Raw genomic sequence first — 15,898 nt, 5'->3', positions numbered from 1 at the left:
ATCTCGTTAGCACCTTTCCTCGCCTTCCCTTATCCAAGCCATTACACTTCGCAACAACTCTGCACCAGCGGGTAACCAGGGTGGTTGCCTCTGCGTCGGTGGTTAATGTCGTCCGATAAGGAATATAAAAATGGCATTGAAAGACGCCCCTACCTCAGTTCTGCTCGAAAACGTTCTCAGCCTGATCCATCAGAAGTTGCCCAAAAACAGTGCCTCTTTGGTCGAGCGCTTCGTTGCCAAGTTCTACGGCAACATGGCGAGCTCCGACCTGCACGATCGCAATGACAGCGATCTCTATGGCGCGGCCCTGAGCCTGTGGAATGCCCTCAATCAGCGCAGCGGTACCGATCCCTACATCCGGGTCTACAATCCCGAGCTGACCCGTCACGGCTGGCAATCGCCCCATACCATCGTCGAGGTGATCCTGCAGGACTCGCCCTTCCTGGTGGACTCCATCCGGATGGCGCTTAAACGGCTCAATATCACCGCCCACATGATGCTGCACCAACCGCTGCACCTCATTCGCGGTGCGGATGGCAAGATTGACGCCATTCTGGAACTCGACAACACCGACGGGCAGACCTCGGTTGAAACAGCATTCCTTATCGAGATCGATCACCTCACCAGCGAGGAGCAGATGGCCGCGCTGGCTACCGAGCTCAACTCGGTGGCCGGTGAAGTGGCGCTGGCCGTGGGCGACTGGCAGCCCATGCTGGCCAAGCTCAATGAGATCATCGACGAACTGCCCAAGCGCAAGCACCCGGTCAGCAAGGAGGAGGTGGCCTCCTGCGTTGCCTTCCTCAAATGGGTAGCTGCCCACAACTTTACCCTGATGGGCTATCGCCGCTACGACGTCAAGGCGGTGGAGGGGGATCACGAGATCCTGCCGCAGGCGAGCTCCAGCCTGGGGCTGATGAAGAACTCCATCAAGGAGGTAGGCCAGCGCCTTGGCAACATGCCTGCCAGCGCCCGTCACGCCGCCCTGAGCTCTGACCTGCTGATCCTCACCAAATCCAACAGCAAGTCCCGGGTACACCGTCCGGCTTATGTGGATTACATCGGCATCAAGCGCTTTGACGAGCATGGCAAGGTGATCGGGGAAGATCGCTTCATCGGCCTCTACGCCTCTTCCATCTACAACACCAGCGCGACCCAGATCCCGCTCATCAGCCATCGCCTCGAACGCATCATGGCGGCCTCCGGTCATGAGAAGGGCTCCCACGCCTACAAGGCGCTGCTGAACGTGCTGGAAACCTATCCCCGTGACGAGCTGATCCAGGCCCGTGAAGAGGAACTGCTGGCTACCGGCCTTGGCGTGCTGGAGATGCAGGAGCGTGACATGCTGCGGCTGTTCGTGCGCCGGGATGTCTATGGTCGTTTCTTCTCCTGCATGGTCTATGTCACCAAGGAGCGCTACAACACGGCGCTGCGGATCAAGACCCAGCAAATTTTGCAGAAATATTTTGGCAGCAATGAAGAGGTGGAGTTCAACGTCTACTTCACCGAAGGCGTGCTGGCGCGGACCCACTACATAGTGCGGGTCAACAACAACAACGTGGATGTGGATGTGAACGAAGTACAGAACAACCTGATTGAAGCGGCCCGCAGCTGGGACGACAGACTCGACTCCGTGCTGCTTTCCCACTATGGCGAGGCCCGTGGCAACGAGCTGCGCCGCCGTTTCAGTACCGCATTCCCCCGCGCTTACAAGGAAGATGTGCTGCCTGGCTCTGCCGTGGCCGACATCATGGCGCTCGATAACCTGAGCGAAGCCGAGCCGCTGGGTATGCTGTTCTACCGTGCGCAGGAGGAGGAGAACGATCGTCGGGTACGGCTTAAGCTGTTCCACCGCACCGAGCCCATTCACCTCTCCGACGTGCTGCCGATGCTGGAGAACATGGGACTGCGGGTGATCGGCGAGACTCCGTATCAGGTTCGCACTCCGGGCGGTGATCTGTTCTGGATCCTCGACTTCTCCATGCTGCTGCACGGCGAGCAGCCCTTTGATCTGGCCCAGAGCCAACAGCGCTTCCAGCAGGCGTTTGCCGCCATCTGGAACAAGCAGCTGGAAGATGACGGCTTCAACCGGCTGGTGTTGGGGGCGGGTCTCACCGGCCGTCAGGTCTCGGTGCTGCGCGCTTACGCCAAATACATGCGCCAGACCGGCGTCTCCTTCAGCCAGTCCTATATCGAAGAGACCCTGACCCGCTACCCCGACATCGCCCAGTTGCTGTTTACCCTGTTTGAGCAACGCCTCGACCCGGCCGGCAAGCAGGACGCAAAGGTGCCATCGCAAGATGCCAAGGCATCCGCCAAGTTGCACGAGGAGCTTGCCGCCAAGCTGGATCAGGTGGCTAACCTGGATGACGATCGCATCATTCGCCGCTATGTGGAGATGATCGACGCAACCCTGCGCACCAACTACTACCAGCTGGACAAGGCGGGCAACATCAAGCCCTACATCTCCTTCAAACTGGCTCCCTCCAGCATTACCGACATGCCGCTGCCGCTGCCGAAATTCGAGATCTTCGTCTATTCGCCACGGGTGGAAGGGGTGCATCTGCGCTGGGGCAAGGTTGCCCGTGGCGGCCTGCGCTGGTCAGATCGCAAAGAGGACTTCCGCACCGAAGTGCTGGGTCTGGTGAAAGCCCAACAGGTGAAGAACACCGTCATCGTGCCGGTGGGGGCCAAGGGTGGTTTCTACTGCAAGCAGATGCCGGCGGGGGCCCCTCGCGCCGTTATTCAGGAAGAGGGCAAGGCCTGCTATCGCCTGTTTATCCGTGGTCTGCTCGATGTGACCGACAACATCATCGCAGGCGAGGTGATCCCGCCCAAATCCGTGGTGCGCCACGATGAGGATGACTACTACCTGGTGGTCGCCGCCGACAAGGGCACTGCCACCTTCTCCGACATCGCCAACGAAATAAGCCTCGAATACGGCCACTGGCTCGGCGATGCGTTCGCCTCCGGCGGCTCGGTCGGTTACGACCACAAGAAGATGGGCATCACCGCCCGTGGTGCCTGGGAGTCGGTCAAGCGCCACTTCCGCGAGATCGGCGTCAACTGCCAGACCACAGATTTTACCTGCGTCGGGATCGGCGACATGGCCGGCGACGTGTTCGGCAACGGCATGCTGCTCTCCGAGCACACCCGGCTGGTGGGCGCGTTCAACCACATGCATATCTTCGTCGACCCCACTCCGGATGCGGCCAAGAGTTTTGTCGAGCGCCAGCGCCTGTTCGATCTGCCGGGTTCCAGCTGGGATGACTACAACCGCGAGCTGATATCACAAGGGGGCGGCATCTTCCTGCGCTCGGCCAAGTCCATCAAGCTGAGCCCAGAAATGCAGACACTGCTCGGCACCGACAAGGCCAGCATGGCGCCAAACGAGCTGATCAAGGCGCTGCTTTGCCTCAATGTCGATCTGCTGTGGAACGGCGGCATCGGCACCTATGTGAAGAGCGCTCGGGAGAGCGATGGGGAAGTTGGGGATCGCAGCAACGACGCATTGCGGGTCAATGGTCGCGATTTGCGGGCCCGTATCGTGGGTGAGGGGGGCAACCTCGGCTTTACCCAGCTTGGTCGGGTGGAGTACGCCAGTCAGGGCGGTCGCATCAATACCGATTTTACCGACAACGTGGGGGGGGTGGATTGCTCCGATAACGAGGTGAACATCAAGATCCTGCTGAACCAGTTGGTGGCGGCAGGGGATCTGACCCTCAAGCAACGTAACCAGATACTGTATGAGATGACCGACGACGTGGCGCAGATCGTGATCACCAACGCCTATCGCCAGTCCCAGTCCATCTCGGTCACCAGCTTCCGCGGCTCTGAACAACTGAAAGAGCAACAGCGCTTTATTCAGGGGTTGGAGCGGGAAGGCAAGCTCGATCGTGCGCTGGAGTTCCTGCCATCTGATGAGGAGCTTTCCGAGCGGATGGCGGCAGGGCAGGGGCTGACCCGCCCCGAACTGGCGGTGCTGGTGGCCTACGGCAAGATGGTACTGAAAGAGCAACTCAATTGCCCGGAAGTGACCGACGAACCGTTCCTGGCCAACATGCTTGTCACCAGCTTCCCGGCCAAGGTGCAGCAGCAGTTTGGTGCCCAGCTGGCCGATCACCCGCTACGCGGCGAGATCATCGCTACCCGGGTGGCCAACATGCTGGTTAACGACATGGGGCTCAACTTCGCCAGCCGGATGAAGGACGAAACCGGTGCCTCGGTCGCCGAAGTGGCTTGCTGCTTTGCCATGGCCCGCGAAGTGTTTGGCATGAACCAGCTGTGGCGCGATATCGAAGGGTGCGACAACCTGGTGGATGCCCAGACTCAGCTCGAGCTGATGTTCTACAGCCGCCGCATTGTGCGCCGTGCCACCCGCTGGTTCCTGCGTGCCCGCAATCGCAGCTGGAGCATCAGCGAGAACATCGCCTTCTTCCGTCCTGCGTTCGAGACCTTAGGGAAGCACCTCTACGAGGTGATGGATGAGAGCGAAGTGGCCGAGCATCGTCAGGCTGTTGCCAAGTGGATGGATAAACAGGTGCCGGAGGCCATTGCCCGTCAGGTCGCCCATATGAGCAGCCTCTTCTCCAGCCTAGATCTGGCGCAGATTGCCGCGGAGCACAAGACCGATATTCTGCGCGCCGCCAATGTTTACTATCGCCTCGGGGCCAAACTGGATCTTCACTGGTTCCTCGACCAGATCAACCATCAGCCGGTCGGCAACCACTGGCAGGCGATGGCGCGAGCCTCCTTCCGCGAAGATCTGGACTGGCAGCAACGCAGTCTCACTTCTGTGGTACTGGAAGGGTGCAAAGATCAGGGAGAATGCGCTACCATACTGGCCGACTGGATTTCGGAGCATGAGCAACTCTTGTCCCGTTGGACCCACATGTTGGCCGACTTCAAGACCACCAGCACCCACGAGTTCGCCAAGTTCTCGGTGGCCTTGCGAGAGTTGAACCTGCTCCAGTTGAATTGTCGGGCACTTTAATTGCCAGATTAAGGCATGACACCGACATTACACCCAAAGCCCCGGCCAGTCGCCGGGGCTTTCTTTAAGGAGCAAAGATGTTGTACCCCATCGCCAGGCATTTCCTGTTCAAGCTCAATCCGGAACAGGCTCACGATCTCTCCATGAAATATTTGCCCCGCCTTCTCGGTACGCCACTCGATTGTTTCTTCCGCCAGAATTTGCCGAAACGCCCCGTCACTGTCATGGGGCTTTCTTTTGCCAATCCGGTGGGATTGGCGGCCGGTCTGGATAAAGATGGTGAGTGCATTGACGCGCTGGGCGCCATGGGATTTGGCTTTATCGAGGTAGGAACCGTCACCCCCAGACCCCAGAGCGGCAATGACAAGCCGCGCCTGTTCCGGGTTATTCCGGCAGAGGGGATCATCAACCGGATGGGATTCAACAACAAGGGGGTGGATCATCTGGTGGCCAAGGTAAAAGAGGCCAAATATCAGGGAGTCATCGGCATTAATATCGGCAAAAACAAAGACACTCCCATCGAACAGGGCAAGGATGATTACCTGATCTGCATGGATAAGGTTTATGATCATGCCGGTTATATTGCCGTCAATATCTCTTCCCCCAACACCCCGGGTTTGCGTTCGCTGCAATATGGCGAGGCGCTGGATGAATTGCTGGCAGCCCTCAAGGTACGTCAGCAAGAGCTGGCCGCCCAATATAAAAAGTATGTGCCGCTGGCGGTTAAAATTGCCCCGGATTTAAGCCTTGAAGAAATAGATCAGGTGGCCGCGTCGCTGGTACGGAATGGTATTGATGGGGTTATCGCCACCAATACCACCCTCGAGCGCGAGATGATTTATGACATGCCCCACGCCGGTGAAGCGGGTGGCCTGAGTGGTCGTCCGCTGCAGCACAAGAGTACCGAGGTGATCCGTCATCTGGCCAAGGCGCTCAATGGTGCTCTGCCAATTATCGGTGTGGGTGGTATTGATAGTGCCATGGCCGCCCGTGAAAAATTGGCCGCCGGTGCCAGTCTGGTACAAATTTATAGCGGCTTTATTTATAATGGGCCGGGGTTGGTCAAAGAGATTGTGACCAATATTTAAGAAATAGATGGCGGGGCCCTTTATTTGACGTTGCTGATTTCCTGCATATGGAATAAAGTCAACTGGTAATTATCAAGTAAGGGCTCCAACATGTTTATCCAACCGACCGATAGCTGGCAATGGCACTATGATGCCCAGAGTGACCGTCTGATGTTGGACCTGTCTGATAACATGTTATTTGCGACCGAGTATAAAGGGCGGCAATTGGTGCCCAGCTCGTTTACGACCCAACCTTTTTGTGTCGATGATGCAGCCCTCTATTATCAGTTGATGGATAAAGCAGTCGAACTTGAGTGGAGTATTCCCCATCAGGTTCAGTTGGTGCTTAATGCCATCGCGGTCAGTCGTTTTTATAAACCCCTGATGCCGCAAAGCTGGTTTTTTAGTGAACAGCATCCGCAAGTGATCCCGCAAAACGGTGATCTGGTCTTGATGAATACACCTCATGGCAACGGCGAATTTATGGTCATTGAGACAGGGGAGCAGGCCAGCGTCTGTTTGAACCTCACAGCCGATCTGGTATTGACCACCAGTAAAACTCTGCCGCGTTTCGGGGTGATCAAGGTGATGAATAACCGGATGAAGCCGCGTATTACCGTGACCGAGCAATATCGTCAGGTCAGTTGATATATATTCATCAATCTTTTTATCTCTGTGATTACACCGCTGCCTGTTTTAACTGTGGACACCTCAATCGCGCCTCGTTTCTGATCCTTCATTGATCCGCGAACATCTTGCCCATTCTCATTGATCTTCATGGTTGTGATCCAGCCTCTCTGAGGCTTATTACATCCACTTGTACCTTGTGTTCTGACCCACGCAGTATCTTGGTCTTCCGTGCTGCAAGCATGGTGTCTCATTCTTGTTTCGTTCTGCTTGCCTAGTGCCTCCACCTCGCTATCAACACATCACTCACTGCTGCGATTTTCTACATACGACATTTTATGCTTGAAACGAGAGCTATTCTCACTTACATTTTGTTATAACATAACAAAATGGAGTTGCCATGAAGCCTCATATTCATCCTGATTATCGTTTGGTGCTGTTCCATGACACGGCAGCAGATGCCTTTTTCCTGGTCGGGTCAACCATCAAGAGCGATCGCCGCTATACGTGGCAAGACGGGAAGGAGTATCCCTACGTATCGCTCGATGTTTCCAGCCAGTCGCACTCGTTCTATACCGGCAAGCAGAAGCAGGTATCGAGTGAGGGGAGTGTGGCCCGTTTCAACAAGCGCTTTGGCGCATTTTCAAGCAAGAAGGAGTCCTGAATGCAGGTCGTCTGTTCACTCAAATCCGCAAGGGCGCGTCATCCCGATTGTCAGTTGGTGCGTCGTCGGGGCAAATTGTTCGTGATTTGCAAAAGCAATCCCCGCTTCAAGGCTCGTATGAAGTGATCCGCTAAATGATGTCTGGCCCCATGATCTCGCCATCGGGTAGTCATGGGGCCTTTTACCTTTTCGCCACCTATCAATCTGTTTCCATCCTGCTGTTTGCGCCGACTTTTGCATGCTCCAGCCCGCCTGATGAGGTATAATGCGGCACTATTTTTATGGGTTCCCCGTGAGCGTGATGAAAGAATTTTTTGCAACCTGCCCCAAGGGGCTGGAAAACCTGTTGGCCGATGAGCTGACCAATCTTGGCGCAGAGCAGGTCCGTGAGACCGTGGCTGGCGTCCATTTCAAAGGCGAACTGGCGATTGGCTACAAGGCCTGTCTGTGGAGCCGTTTTGCCTCCCGCATCGTGCTGGTGCTCTCCGAATTCCAGATGAACGACGATCTGGATCTCTATCTGGGCGCCCACACCATCCCCTGGGAAGAGCACTTCTCCGGTACCTCTACCATCGCGGTGGACTTTACCGGTACCAACCCTGCCATTCGCAATACCCAATATGGCGCGCTGAAAATCAAGGATGCCATCGTCGACCGCTTCACCAAGCGCGGTCACGTGCGTCCGGACGTGGACAAAAAGGCGCCGGATATTCGCATCATGGCGCACCTGGGCAAAGGCAAGGCCAATATCACGCTGGACTTGTCAGGCCCGGCGCTGCACCAGCGTTTCTATCGTCAGGGCACGGGTGAAGCACCCCTCAAAGAGAACCTGGCCTGCGCCATGATTGCCCGTAGCGGCTGGGCCGGTGAGCCCATGATGGACCCCATGTGCGGTTCCGGTACCTTGCTGATTGAAGCGGCCTTTATCGCCGCCGACATGGCGCCTGCGCTGCGCCGCGAGCGCTTCGGTTTCGATCGCTGGCTGCAGCACGATAGCGAGCTGTGGCAGAGCCTGATGATGGAAGCGCAAGTGCGTGCCAAACGCGGCATGCAACGTTGCGAAGTGAAGCTGTTTGGCTGTGATGCCGACCAGCGCGTGCTGCTCAAAGCTCGCGACAATGCCAAAGCGGCCGGTGTGGCCCATCTCATCACCTTCAAGCAGGCCGATGTCACCAAGCTGGAAAACCCGCTGCCGATGCCTGCCCCTGTTGAAGGGGAAGAAGGTCAAGGGGAGGCCCGCCAGGTCGGTATGCTGATCTCCAACCCGCCTTATGGCGAGCGTCTTGGCGAGTTCCCGGCCCTGCTGGAAGTGCATCAGGCCCTCGGCGATGCCCTGCGTCGCAGCTTCCAGGGTTGGAAAGTCTCCATTCTTTCTGCATCGCCCGAGCTGCTCAGCTGTCTGCGCCTGCGCGCCGACAAACAATATCGCCTGTTCAACGGCGCCCTCGAGTGTCAGCTGCGCAATTATCAAATCGCACTGGACTCCGTGGCCTCGCAAAAAGAGGTGGCACAGGACTTTGCCAACCGTCTGCGCAAGAATCTGAAGGCGCTCGAGAAGTGGGCCAAGAAAGAGAATCTCGACTGCTACCGTCTCTACGACGCCGACCTGCCTGAGTACAACGCCGCCATCGACCGTTATCAGGACTATCTGGTGGTGCAGGAGTACGCGGCGCCCAAGGATATTCCTGCCCAGAAGACCCGTCAGCGTCTGCTCGACATGGTGCAAGCCGCCATCAAGGTGACCGGGATGGACGGCGAGAAGGTGATCCTGAAAGTACGCGAGCGTCAGGAGGGCAAGCAGCAGTACCAGAAGCTATCCGAAGAGCAGCACCGGATGGAAGTGCAGGAGTATGGTGCCCGTCTGTGGGTCAACCTCTACGACTACCTCGATACCGGTCTGTTCCTCGACCATCGTCAGACCCGCCGCATGCTGGGTCAGATGGCCAAGGGCAAGCGCTTCCTGAACCTCTTTGCCTACACCGGCAGTGCCACCGTGCACGCGGGTCTTGGCGGTGCCAGCGAGACCACCACAGTGGATATGTCGCGCACTTACCTCAACTGGGCACAGGACAACATGCGCCTCAACTCGCTGGTGGGCCGTCAGCACAAGTTCGTGCAGGCTGACTGCCTGAAGTGGCTGTCTGAAGCGGACGAGCAGTACGACCTCATCTTCATCGATCCGCCCACCTTCTCCAACTCCAAGCGGATGGATGAGAGCTTCGATGTGCAGCGCGATCACCTGCTGCTCATGCAGCACCTGAAGCGTTTGCTGGCTGCTGGTGGCACCTTGGTGTTCTCCAACAACAAGCGCCACTTCAAGATGGATCTGGCCGGTCTCGAGGCCATCGGTCTCAAAGCGCAGAACATCACCGGCAAGACCCGGCCCAAGGATTTCGAGCGCAACCAGCACATCCACAACTGCTGGATCATCACCCATGCGGAGGCTGAGGCTTGATGCTGACCCTGTTTCACACCGACGGTTGCCACCTGTGTGAGCAAGCTTGGGCGCTGGTGGAGGAGGCGGGGGCAAGCGATGTGACCCGCCGCTGCGACATCATGGACGATGCCAGCTGGCTTGAGGCCTATCGGGTGCGTATTCCGGTGCTGCGGGACGAGGCTGGCCGCGAGCTGGGCTGGCCCTTCACGCTGGTGGAGCTCAAAGGCTGGCTCGCTCGTCAGGGTTGATTTGTGATTTGACGATGAAACGGGAGCAGACCCAGTCTGTTGCCCGTTTTTTCATATGAGATAAGGAACGAACATGGCTCTTTTAACATTGCACGGCGCGTGTCTGTCGTTCAGTGATTTTCCGTTGCTCGACAAGGCCGAGCTGACCATAGAGCGAGGCGAGCGCCTCTGTCTGGTGGGCCGCAACGGGGCGGGCAAGTCCACCCTGATGAAGGTAATTGCCGGTGAATTGCCCCTCGATGATGGCCGTCTGGTGTTGCAGCAGGACTTGAAAGTGACTCGTCTTGAGCAGGATCCGCCCACCTCGAGCGAGCTCACCGTGTTTGATTACGCCGCCGAAGGGCTGGCCGGAGTCGGTGAGCTGCTCAAGCAGTATCACCACGTCTCCATGGCGCTGGCGAGTGACCCGTCCGATGCCAACATTCGCAAGATGAGCCAGCTGCAGGAGCAGCTCGATTATCAGAATGGCTGGCAGTACGAGACCCGCATCAATCAGGTGCTGACCCTGCTTGGTCTTGATCCTGACGTGACCCTCGACAGTCTCTCCGGTGGCTGGCTGCGCAAGGTAGCGCTGGCCCGTGCACTGGCATGCGATCCCGATCTGCTGCTGCTCGATGAGCCGACCAACCACCTGGATATCGAGGCCATCAACTGGCTGGAAGAGTTCCTCAAGGATTTCCGTGGCGCCATCGTTTTCATCTCCCACGACCGTGAGTTCATCCACAAGCTGGCGACCCGGATCATCGATCTGGATCGCGGCGTGATCACCTCCTGGCCCGGCAACTATGACGAGTACCAGCAGGGCAAAGAGGAGTGGCTGCGGGTCGAAGAGCTGAAAAATGCTGAGTTCGATCGCAAGCTGGCGCAGGAGGAGGTGTGGGTACGCCAGGGGATCAAGGCGCGCCGTACCCGTAACGAGGGGCGAGTGCGCGCCCTCAAGGCGATGCGCATGGAGCGTACCCAGCGTCGCGAACTGCAGGGCAAAGCCAAGCTGCAACTCGACGAGGCGAGCCGCTCCGGCAAGCTGGTATTTGAAGCTGAAGGGTTGGGACTCGACTTTGGTGATCGCACCCTGTTCGAGGGGCTGGATCTGCAGGTGCTGCGTGGGGACAAGATTGCGCTGGTCGGCCCCAACGGTTGCGGCAAGTCGACCCTGATCAAGCTGCTGCTGGGTCAGCTAGATGCCACTCGTGGTTCGGTGCGTCAGGGTACCAATCTGGAAGTGGCCTACTTCGATCAGTACCGCGAACAGCTCGATCCCGAGCAGACGGTGGTGGACAACGTCGGGGAGGGCAAGCAGGAAGTGATGGTGCGCGGTCGCTCCCGCCATATCCTCGGCTATCTACAGGACTTCCTGTTTGAACCCAAGAGGGCCAGAACGCCGGTCAAGGCGCTTTCTGGCGGTGAGAAAAACCGTTTGCTGCTGGCCAAGCTGTTCCTTAAACCCAGCAACCTGCTGATCCTCGACGAACCGACCAACGACCTCGACGTCGAGACTCTGGAGCTGCTGGAAGAGCTGCTGGCGGACTATCCAGGCACTCTGCTGCTGGTCAGTCACGATCGTCGCTTCATCGACAATACGGTAACCGGTTGCTGGCTGTTTGAGGGGGATGGCCGCATCAGCGACTACGTGGGCGGCTATGCCGACATGATTGCGACCCGCGAGCAGCAGCGTGCTCAGCAACAGGCCAAGAGCACGCCTGTGAAGGCTCCCGAGCCGGTAGCCACAGTGAGCGAAGCGCCGAAGAAAGGCAAAAAACTCTCCTACAAGCTACAGCTTGAACTGGATGGTCTGCCGGCGCGTCTTGAGCAGTTGGAAGCCGAACTCGATGCGCTGCAAAGCGAGATCAACCAGCCCGGTTTCTTCTCCCTGCCAAGCGAGCAGACCCAGCCCAAACTGGCCGAATTGAGTGCAGCCGAGACGGCGCTGGAGGAGGCATTTGCTCGTTGGGAAGAGCTGGAAGGACTCAAAAATCAGGAGTAAGTTCCCTGTAATTAAAACTTAATCCAGTTCAGTGCCTTGTGTCACATAGCCCGGTTAGGGTGGAAGTTTTTGTTTGACCGAGTGCGCTCGCAGGAGTAAAGATGAAAGCGACCGATGAGAATTTGGTCGCTTTTTTTGTTCCACGAAGAGGGTCGTAGATGATGAAGAGACAGAAGCGGGACCGTCTGGAAAGAGCTCGTGCTCGTGGTTATCAGGCTGGCGTGGTCGGCAAACAGAAAGAAGCGTGTCCGTATCAATGCCTGGATGCCCGTGGGCATTGGCTTGGTGGTTGGCGTGACGCCATGGAAGGGCGGGGCTCAGGCCTCTTCATGAAGTAGCAGGTACTTCATCACTCATTACAAAAGGAAAGGGGCCGTTGTGGCCCCTTTGCGTTAATGCTGTTTTACCACCAATCAGAGAGATCAGAATGCGGTGGTATCTTTGAAGAGGCCCACTTTCAGGTCGGTGGCGCTGTAGATCGGACGGCCGTCGACTTCGACCACACCATCAGCAATTCCCATCACCAGCTTGCGGTTGATGACCCGCTTGAAGGTGATCTTGTAGGTCACTTTCTTGGCGGTCGGCAGGATCTGGCCGGTGAATTTCACTTCACCCACGCCCAGAGCACGACCCTTGCCAGGACCGCCTTTCCAGCCTAGGAAGAAGCCAACCAGCTGCCACATGGCGTCCAGACCGAGACAGCCAGGCATCACGGGATCGCCGGGGAAGTGACAATCGAAGAACCAGAGATCAGGGGTAATGTCGAGCTCTGCGAGGATCTCTCCCTTGCCGTGCTCGCCGCCGTGGTCGTTAATCTTGACGATGCGATCCATCATCAACATGTTGGGGGCGGGCAGCTGACTGTTACCCTCACCAAACAGTTCGCCACGGCTGCAAGCCAGCAGCTCCTCACGGGTAAAAGAGTTCTTGCCCTGTTCGCACAGGGAAAGGCGGGCTTCCATGGTTGGATTGTCTACGGTCACACTGAGTTTCCTTCAAATGAATAAAGCTGCGTCAATCTAGCGTACAGTTGTTAGCTAAACAACTCCGATCACTTCATTAACGGCCCAACCAGCGCTCCAGCAGCGAGCGTAGTAGCCCGGCTTTTGCTGTGGTGCCGTTCAGTTCATCCAGACGCTCCTGAATACGGCCAAACAAGGTGTCAGGCATATCAGGCTCACCGGCCACACAACCGGTCAGTAGCTCGATGGCCTCTTCAACATGGTCCACCGGATGGATGTGGAACTGGCCTGCTTCGACCGCTGCGATCACTTCATCAGAAAGGTTTAACTGCTGCACATTGGTGCCTGGCAGAATAATCCCTTGTTTGCCGGTAAGTCCGTGGATCTTGCATACCCGGAAGAAGCCTTCAATCTTCTCGTTTACACCACCAACGGCCTGCACATTGCCAAACTGATCGACCGCGCCGGTCACGGCAAAGTGCTGATAGATAGGCTGGCGGGCGAGGGCAGAGAGCAGGGCACACAAGCCGGTCAGTGAGGCACTGTCGCCATCAATTTCGTGGTAAGACTGCTCAAACACCAGATTGGCCGACAGGGGGGAGGGGTTCTCTGCGCCAAATTTGTTGGAGAGATAGCCGTGGATAATCATCATCGCCTTGGCGTGGATATGACCGGCCAGCTCAGCTTTGCGCTCGATATCCGCCACATCGCCATCACCAAGGTGTACGGTAGCAGTGAGGCGCACCGGCTCGCCGAAGTCATAAGGGTGACCGGAGACCTGAATGACAGACAGGCCGTTGATCTGGCCAATCTCTTCGCCATCGGTTTGCAGCAGGATCTGGCCGTCGATAACCCCCTGATCGGACTGCTCAACCAGATAGTTGAGGCGGTAATCCTGCTCTTCCAGTGCGCCGCGAATATGCTCGTCGGTGACCACATCAGATTCCAGCTCCCGGGCCAGACTGTCAGCCATCCGCATGATGGCGGAGAGTTGCACTTCGGAGAGCGACAACCACTCCTGATGGTCACAGAGGCGGCTGGCATGACGACAAAGGGCGGCGAGGGCGGCTGGCGTGAAGTCCAGCAGGTTCCAGCGCTGGCGCAGCCAGGCCAGGTACTGCAGAAATTCCTGCAGATCCTCTTCAATATTCACCTCTGAAACCAGATCCGCGCGCAGGAAGATGCGCTCGGACATATCGCGATCCAGCATCTGGAACTCAGCCACGTCGAGTCGGTCACCCACCAGGATCAGCTTGAGCTTGATGGGGGTCGCTTCAGGTGCAAAGAAGGGGGTTAGTGTCTTGCCTTCCTGATAGGCGTTCCAGTCCAGCTCGCCTTTTTGCATGGCATTTTTGAGCTTAAACCAAAGATGAGGCTGGTCGAGCAGCTCATCCAGTTGAAGAATAAGGTAGCCACCATTGGCCTGACGTAGCAAACCTGGTTCCAGCAAGTGCTGATTCGCGTAGACAGAACCCTGTTCTGTCTGATAGTTGATGGAACCAAACAGGGTATCCCAGTTGAGATCACGACCGTAAATTACCGGTGCTTCCTGCTCTTCGTGATGAATAAGCAGGTTGATCAGCACCGGATGCTGAAACTCCAGTCCCAATGCCACATGGGCCGCCAGATCCGAGAGAAAGTCATCGATCTTTGGATCGTTGTTTTGCTTGCGCATGATGCGGGTTACGATTCGCTCGGCATCGAGATGGTGGCTAAGCAACTTGAGTAGCTCGCCAACCATTTCGCAAAACTCAACGCCAGTACCGGGTTGCAGTCGCAGCCAGATAGGTTTGAACGGGTTGTTGAGATTCTCGGTATAGCAGAGGTCGAACAGATCGCCATCCTTACCATTGGAGTCGGCAATCAGAGTGCGGCACACATCTTCATAATCGGCACCGGGGAAACCGTTGAGCAGCATAACCGGGCAATCACCATCAAAACTGGCCAGACGTTTGATACCGGAGATTGCTCTGGGTTGCAGAGCGGCAAAGGGGATGGGCTCAAGCTCACAAAGCCTGGGGAACTGTTCAATCGCAAAAGCGGGTTTTAATTGTTCTGATGTTAATTCAGCCACTTAAGACATCCGGTCGAAGATAGGATCAATTGTTGCCATTATACACAGTTCAATAAGCGGTGACAGGAAACAAGATACTATATTTAACATAATATGCATTATGCGCAGTGATGGGTTTCTACGTTTTGGAGTTATTTCCGATGAAACACAGCCGTCGCCCACAGGATCGACTCTTGCTGGATGCATTAACCGCCGGTGTCGATCTGTTGACACCACTGCGGCGCCATCGGTTTCGGCAGCTAGATATCAGTGTGCCCGATGACCACCAGTTGCTGTGGTTCGACGTGTTCCCGTTGGCCGGTGCGTTGGTGTTGATTCATAAGGACACCCCGTTGTGGATCTGCCGCTGGCAGTTGGTCAACCGTGTGGCGGTTATCCACGACTGGCGGGCCTTTTGGTACACCCATCAACAGGATTTTGCCCATCTGCCGCTGGAGGCGATTTGTTGGCTATCCAGTCGTTACCAGGTTAAATGGGATTCGCCCAGTGGCAGGTACTTTTGGCAGCGCTGCCTGCGGGAGGCCCGCGCCCGTGGCCTGTCGGTGAACGCTAGTGCTATAGGCCAGCCCTAAACATTGCTCACCGGGTTGGATGGCTCAGGCATGATCGATTGGCGCGACCTCGCGGCGTGCAGCATGGAGCTCGTCGGACATTTCCCCTGGGCTGATGCGCCGCACCACATCCACAGGCCAGGCGCTGCCGGTTTGCAGGACGCTGATGATCTCGGTCATTTCTGGGTGAGACATGTTGAAGGTCAAAAATAACAGAGTCTTTACAAATTATGCCGATAACCCCATTTATCGGCATCTCTGTGAGAGATAACATTGAGTGAATTTAACCACTAC

14 protein-coding genes are annotated in these 15,898 nt (G+C 56.8%); 10 read left to right on the top strand and 4 right to left on the bottom strand.

Translation table 11 applies throughout. The annotated features are described in order from the left end of the window. Positions 1–130 precede the first annotated feature (130 nt). The 3 genes from G5221_RS00980 to G5221_RS00970 all read left to right on the top strand — a co-directional run bounded on the left by G5221_RS00980 (position 131) and on the right by G5221_RS00970 (position 6,705). The gene (locus tag G5221_RS00980; protein WP_421262626.1) at positions 131–4,990 is read left to right on the top strand and encodes an NAD-glutamate dehydrogenase; all 4,860 of its coding nucleotides are present in this window, start codon (positions 131–133) and stop codon (positions 4,988–4,990) included. Positions 4,991–5,067: 77 nt separating this feature from the next. After that, positions 5,068–6,078, top strand: a complete 1,011-nt coding sequence (pyrD, locus tag G5221_RS00975) for a quinone-dependent dihydroorotate dehydrogenase (protein ID WP_421258825.1) — start codon at positions 5,068–5,070, stop codon at positions 6,076–6,078. A 90-nt stretch (positions 6,079–6,168) separates the two neighbouring features. Further along, positions 6,169–6,705: a cell division protein ZapC gene (locus tag G5221_RS00970; protein WP_216950796.1), complete on the top strand. Its 537-nt coding sequence runs from the start codon at positions 6,169–6,171 to the stop codon at positions 6,703–6,705. On the opposite strand, the gene G5221_RS00965 is transcribed toward G5221_RS00970, so the two are convergent. Further along, positions 6,693–6,836, bottom strand: coding sequence for a hypothetical protein (locus G5221_RS00965; RefSeq protein ID WP_254127550.1), 144 nt, complete (start codon positions 6,834–6,836; stop codon positions 6,693–6,695). The genes G5221_RS00970 and G5221_RS00965 overlap by 13 nt on opposite strands. A 248-nt stretch (positions 6,837–7,084) precedes the next feature. Here G5221_RS00965 and G5221_RS00960 point away from each other — a divergent pair, with 248 nt between their 5' ends. The 6 genes from G5221_RS00960 (at position 7,085) to rmf (ending at position 12,355) form a co-directional block, all read left to right on the top strand. After that, the gene (locus tag G5221_RS00960) at positions 7,085–7,348 is read left to right on the top strand and encodes a type B 50S ribosomal protein L31 (RefSeq protein WP_005336598.1); all 264 of its coding nucleotides are present in this window, start codon (positions 7,085–7,087) and stop codon (positions 7,346–7,348) included. Beyond that, the gene (gene ykgO / locus G5221_RS00955) at positions 7,349–7,474 is read left to right on the top strand and encodes a type B 50S ribosomal protein L36 (RefSeq protein WP_005336596.1); all 126 of its coding nucleotides are present in this window, start codon (positions 7,349–7,351) and stop codon (positions 7,472–7,474) included. It abuts the gene before it with no gap. Positions 7,475–7,613: 139 nt separating this feature from the next. Beyond that, positions 7,614–9,803 (top strand): bifunctional 23S rRNA (guanine(2069)-N(7))-methyltransferase RlmK/23S rRNA (guanine(2445)-N(2))-methyltransferase RlmL, encoded by a 2,190-nt coding sequence (gene rlmKL / locus G5221_RS00950; RefSeq protein WP_421262625.1) that lies wholly within the window; start codon positions 7,614–7,616, stop codon positions 9,801–9,803. After that, positions 9,803–10,033, top strand: coding sequence for a glutaredoxin family protein (locus G5221_RS00945; protein ID WP_201951089.1), 231 nt, complete (start codon positions 9,803–9,805; stop codon positions 10,031–10,033). The genes rlmKL and G5221_RS00945 overlap by 1 nt, the downstream gene beginning before the upstream one ends. 73 nt (positions 10,034–10,106) lie before the next feature. Then, the gene (locus G5221_RS00940; protein ID WP_421204907.1) at positions 10,107–12,017 is read left to right on the top strand and encodes an ABC transporter ATP-binding protein; all 1,911 of its coding nucleotides are present in this window, start codon (positions 10,107–10,109) and stop codon (positions 12,015–12,017) included. Positions 12,018–12,175: 158 nt separating this feature from the next. Further along, entirely contained in the window at positions 12,176–12,355 is a 180-nt protein-coding gene (gene rmf / locus G5221_RS00935; protein WP_005315693.1) for a ribosome modulation factor, read from the top strand. Between the two features lie 84 nt (positions 12,356–12,439). Here rmf and fabA read toward each other — a convergent pair whose 3' ends face one another. Both fabA and G5221_RS00925 read right to left on the bottom strand, forming a co-directional pair. Further along, complete coding sequence (fabA, locus tag G5221_RS00930; RefSeq protein ID WP_216954370.1) at positions 12,440–12,979, bottom strand: 3-hydroxyacyl-[acyl-carrier-protein] dehydratase FabA; 540 nt, start codon at positions 12,977–12,979, stop codon at positions 12,440–12,442. Positions 12,980–13,076: 97 nt separating this feature from the next. Next, positions 13,077–15,053, bottom strand: coding sequence for a Lon protease family protein (locus G5221_RS00925; RefSeq protein WP_421204908.1), 1,977 nt, complete (start codon positions 15,051–15,053; stop codon positions 13,077–13,079). Between the two features lie 140 nt (positions 15,054–15,193). Between G5221_RS00925 and G5221_RS00920 the strand changes: the two genes are divergently transcribed. After that, positions 15,194–15,625, top strand: a complete 432-nt coding sequence (locus tag G5221_RS00920) for a hypothetical protein (RefSeq protein ID WP_216953578.1) — start codon at positions 15,194–15,196, stop codon at positions 15,623–15,625. 24 nt (positions 15,626–15,649) lie between these two features. On the opposite strand, the gene G5221_RS00915 is transcribed toward G5221_RS00920, so the two are convergent. Continuing rightward, on the bottom strand, positions 15,650–15,799 hold the full coding sequence (locus tag G5221_RS00915; protein ID WP_216953579.1) for a hypothetical protein: 150 nt from the start codon (positions 15,797–15,799) through the stop codon (positions 15,650–15,652). Positions 15,800–15,898 lie beyond the last annotated feature (99 nt).

It is taken from the genome of Aeromonas sp. 602200 (genome assembly GCF_049173895.1).
GTDB lineage: Bacteria > Pseudomonadota > Gammaproteobacteria > Enterobacterales > Aeromonadaceae > Aeromonas > Aeromonas veronii_A.
This window is presented reverse-complemented; position numbering and strand designations above follow the sequence as displayed.

What these genes read in the sequence shown, in the direction of transcription:
- G5221_RS00980 (WP_421262626.1), top strand. Translation starts at nt 131, where the DNA reads ATGGCATTGAAAGACGCCCCTACCTCAGTTCTGCTCGAAAACGTTCTC.
- pyrD (WP_421258825.1), top strand. Translation starts at nt 5,068, where the DNA reads ATGTTGTACCCCATCGCCAGGCATTTCCTGTTCAAGCTCAATCCGGAA.
- G5221_RS00970 (WP_216950796.1), top strand. Translation starts at nt 6,169, where the DNA reads ATGTTTATCCAACCGACCGATAGCTGGCAATGGCACTATGATGCCCAG.
- G5221_RS00965 (WP_254127550.1), bottom strand. Translation starts at nt 6,836, where the DNA reads ATGAAGATCAATGAGAATGGGCAAGATGTTCGCGGATCAATGAAGGAT.
- G5221_RS00960 (WP_005336598.1), top strand. Translation starts at nt 7,085, where the DNA reads ATGAAGCCTCATATTCATCCTGATTATCGTTTGGTGCTGTTCCATGAC.
- ykgO (WP_005336596.1), top strand. Translation starts at nt 7,349, where the DNA reads ATGCAGGTCGTCTGTTCACTCAAATCCGCAAGGGCGCGTCATCCCGAT.
- rlmKL (WP_421262625.1), top strand. Translation starts at nt 7,614, where the DNA reads ATGCGGCACTATTTTTATGGGTTCCCCGTGAGCGTGATGAAAGAATTT.
- G5221_RS00945 (WP_201951089.1), top strand. Translation starts at nt 9,803, where the DNA reads ATGCTGACCCTGTTTCACACCGACGGTTGCCACCTGTGTGAGCAAGCT.
- G5221_RS00940 (WP_421204907.1), top strand. Translation starts at nt 10,107, where the DNA reads ATGGCTCTTTTAACATTGCACGGCGCGTGTCTGTCGTTCAGTGATTTT.
- rmf (WP_005315693.1), top strand. Translation starts at nt 12,176, where the DNA reads ATGATGAAGAGACAGAAGCGGGACCGTCTGGAAAGAGCTCGTGCTCGT.
- fabA (WP_216954370.1), bottom strand. Translation starts at nt 12,979, where the DNA reads ATGGAAGCCCGCCTTTCCCTGTGCGAACAGGGCAAGAACTCTTTTACC.
- G5221_RS00920 (WP_216953578.1), top strand. Translation starts at nt 15,194, where the DNA reads ATGAAACACAGCCGTCGCCCACAGGATCGACTCTTGCTGGATGCATTA.
- G5221_RS00915 (WP_216953579.1), bottom strand. Translation starts at nt 15,799, where the DNA reads ATGTCTCACCCAGAAATGACCGAGATCATCAGCGTCCTGCAAACCGGC.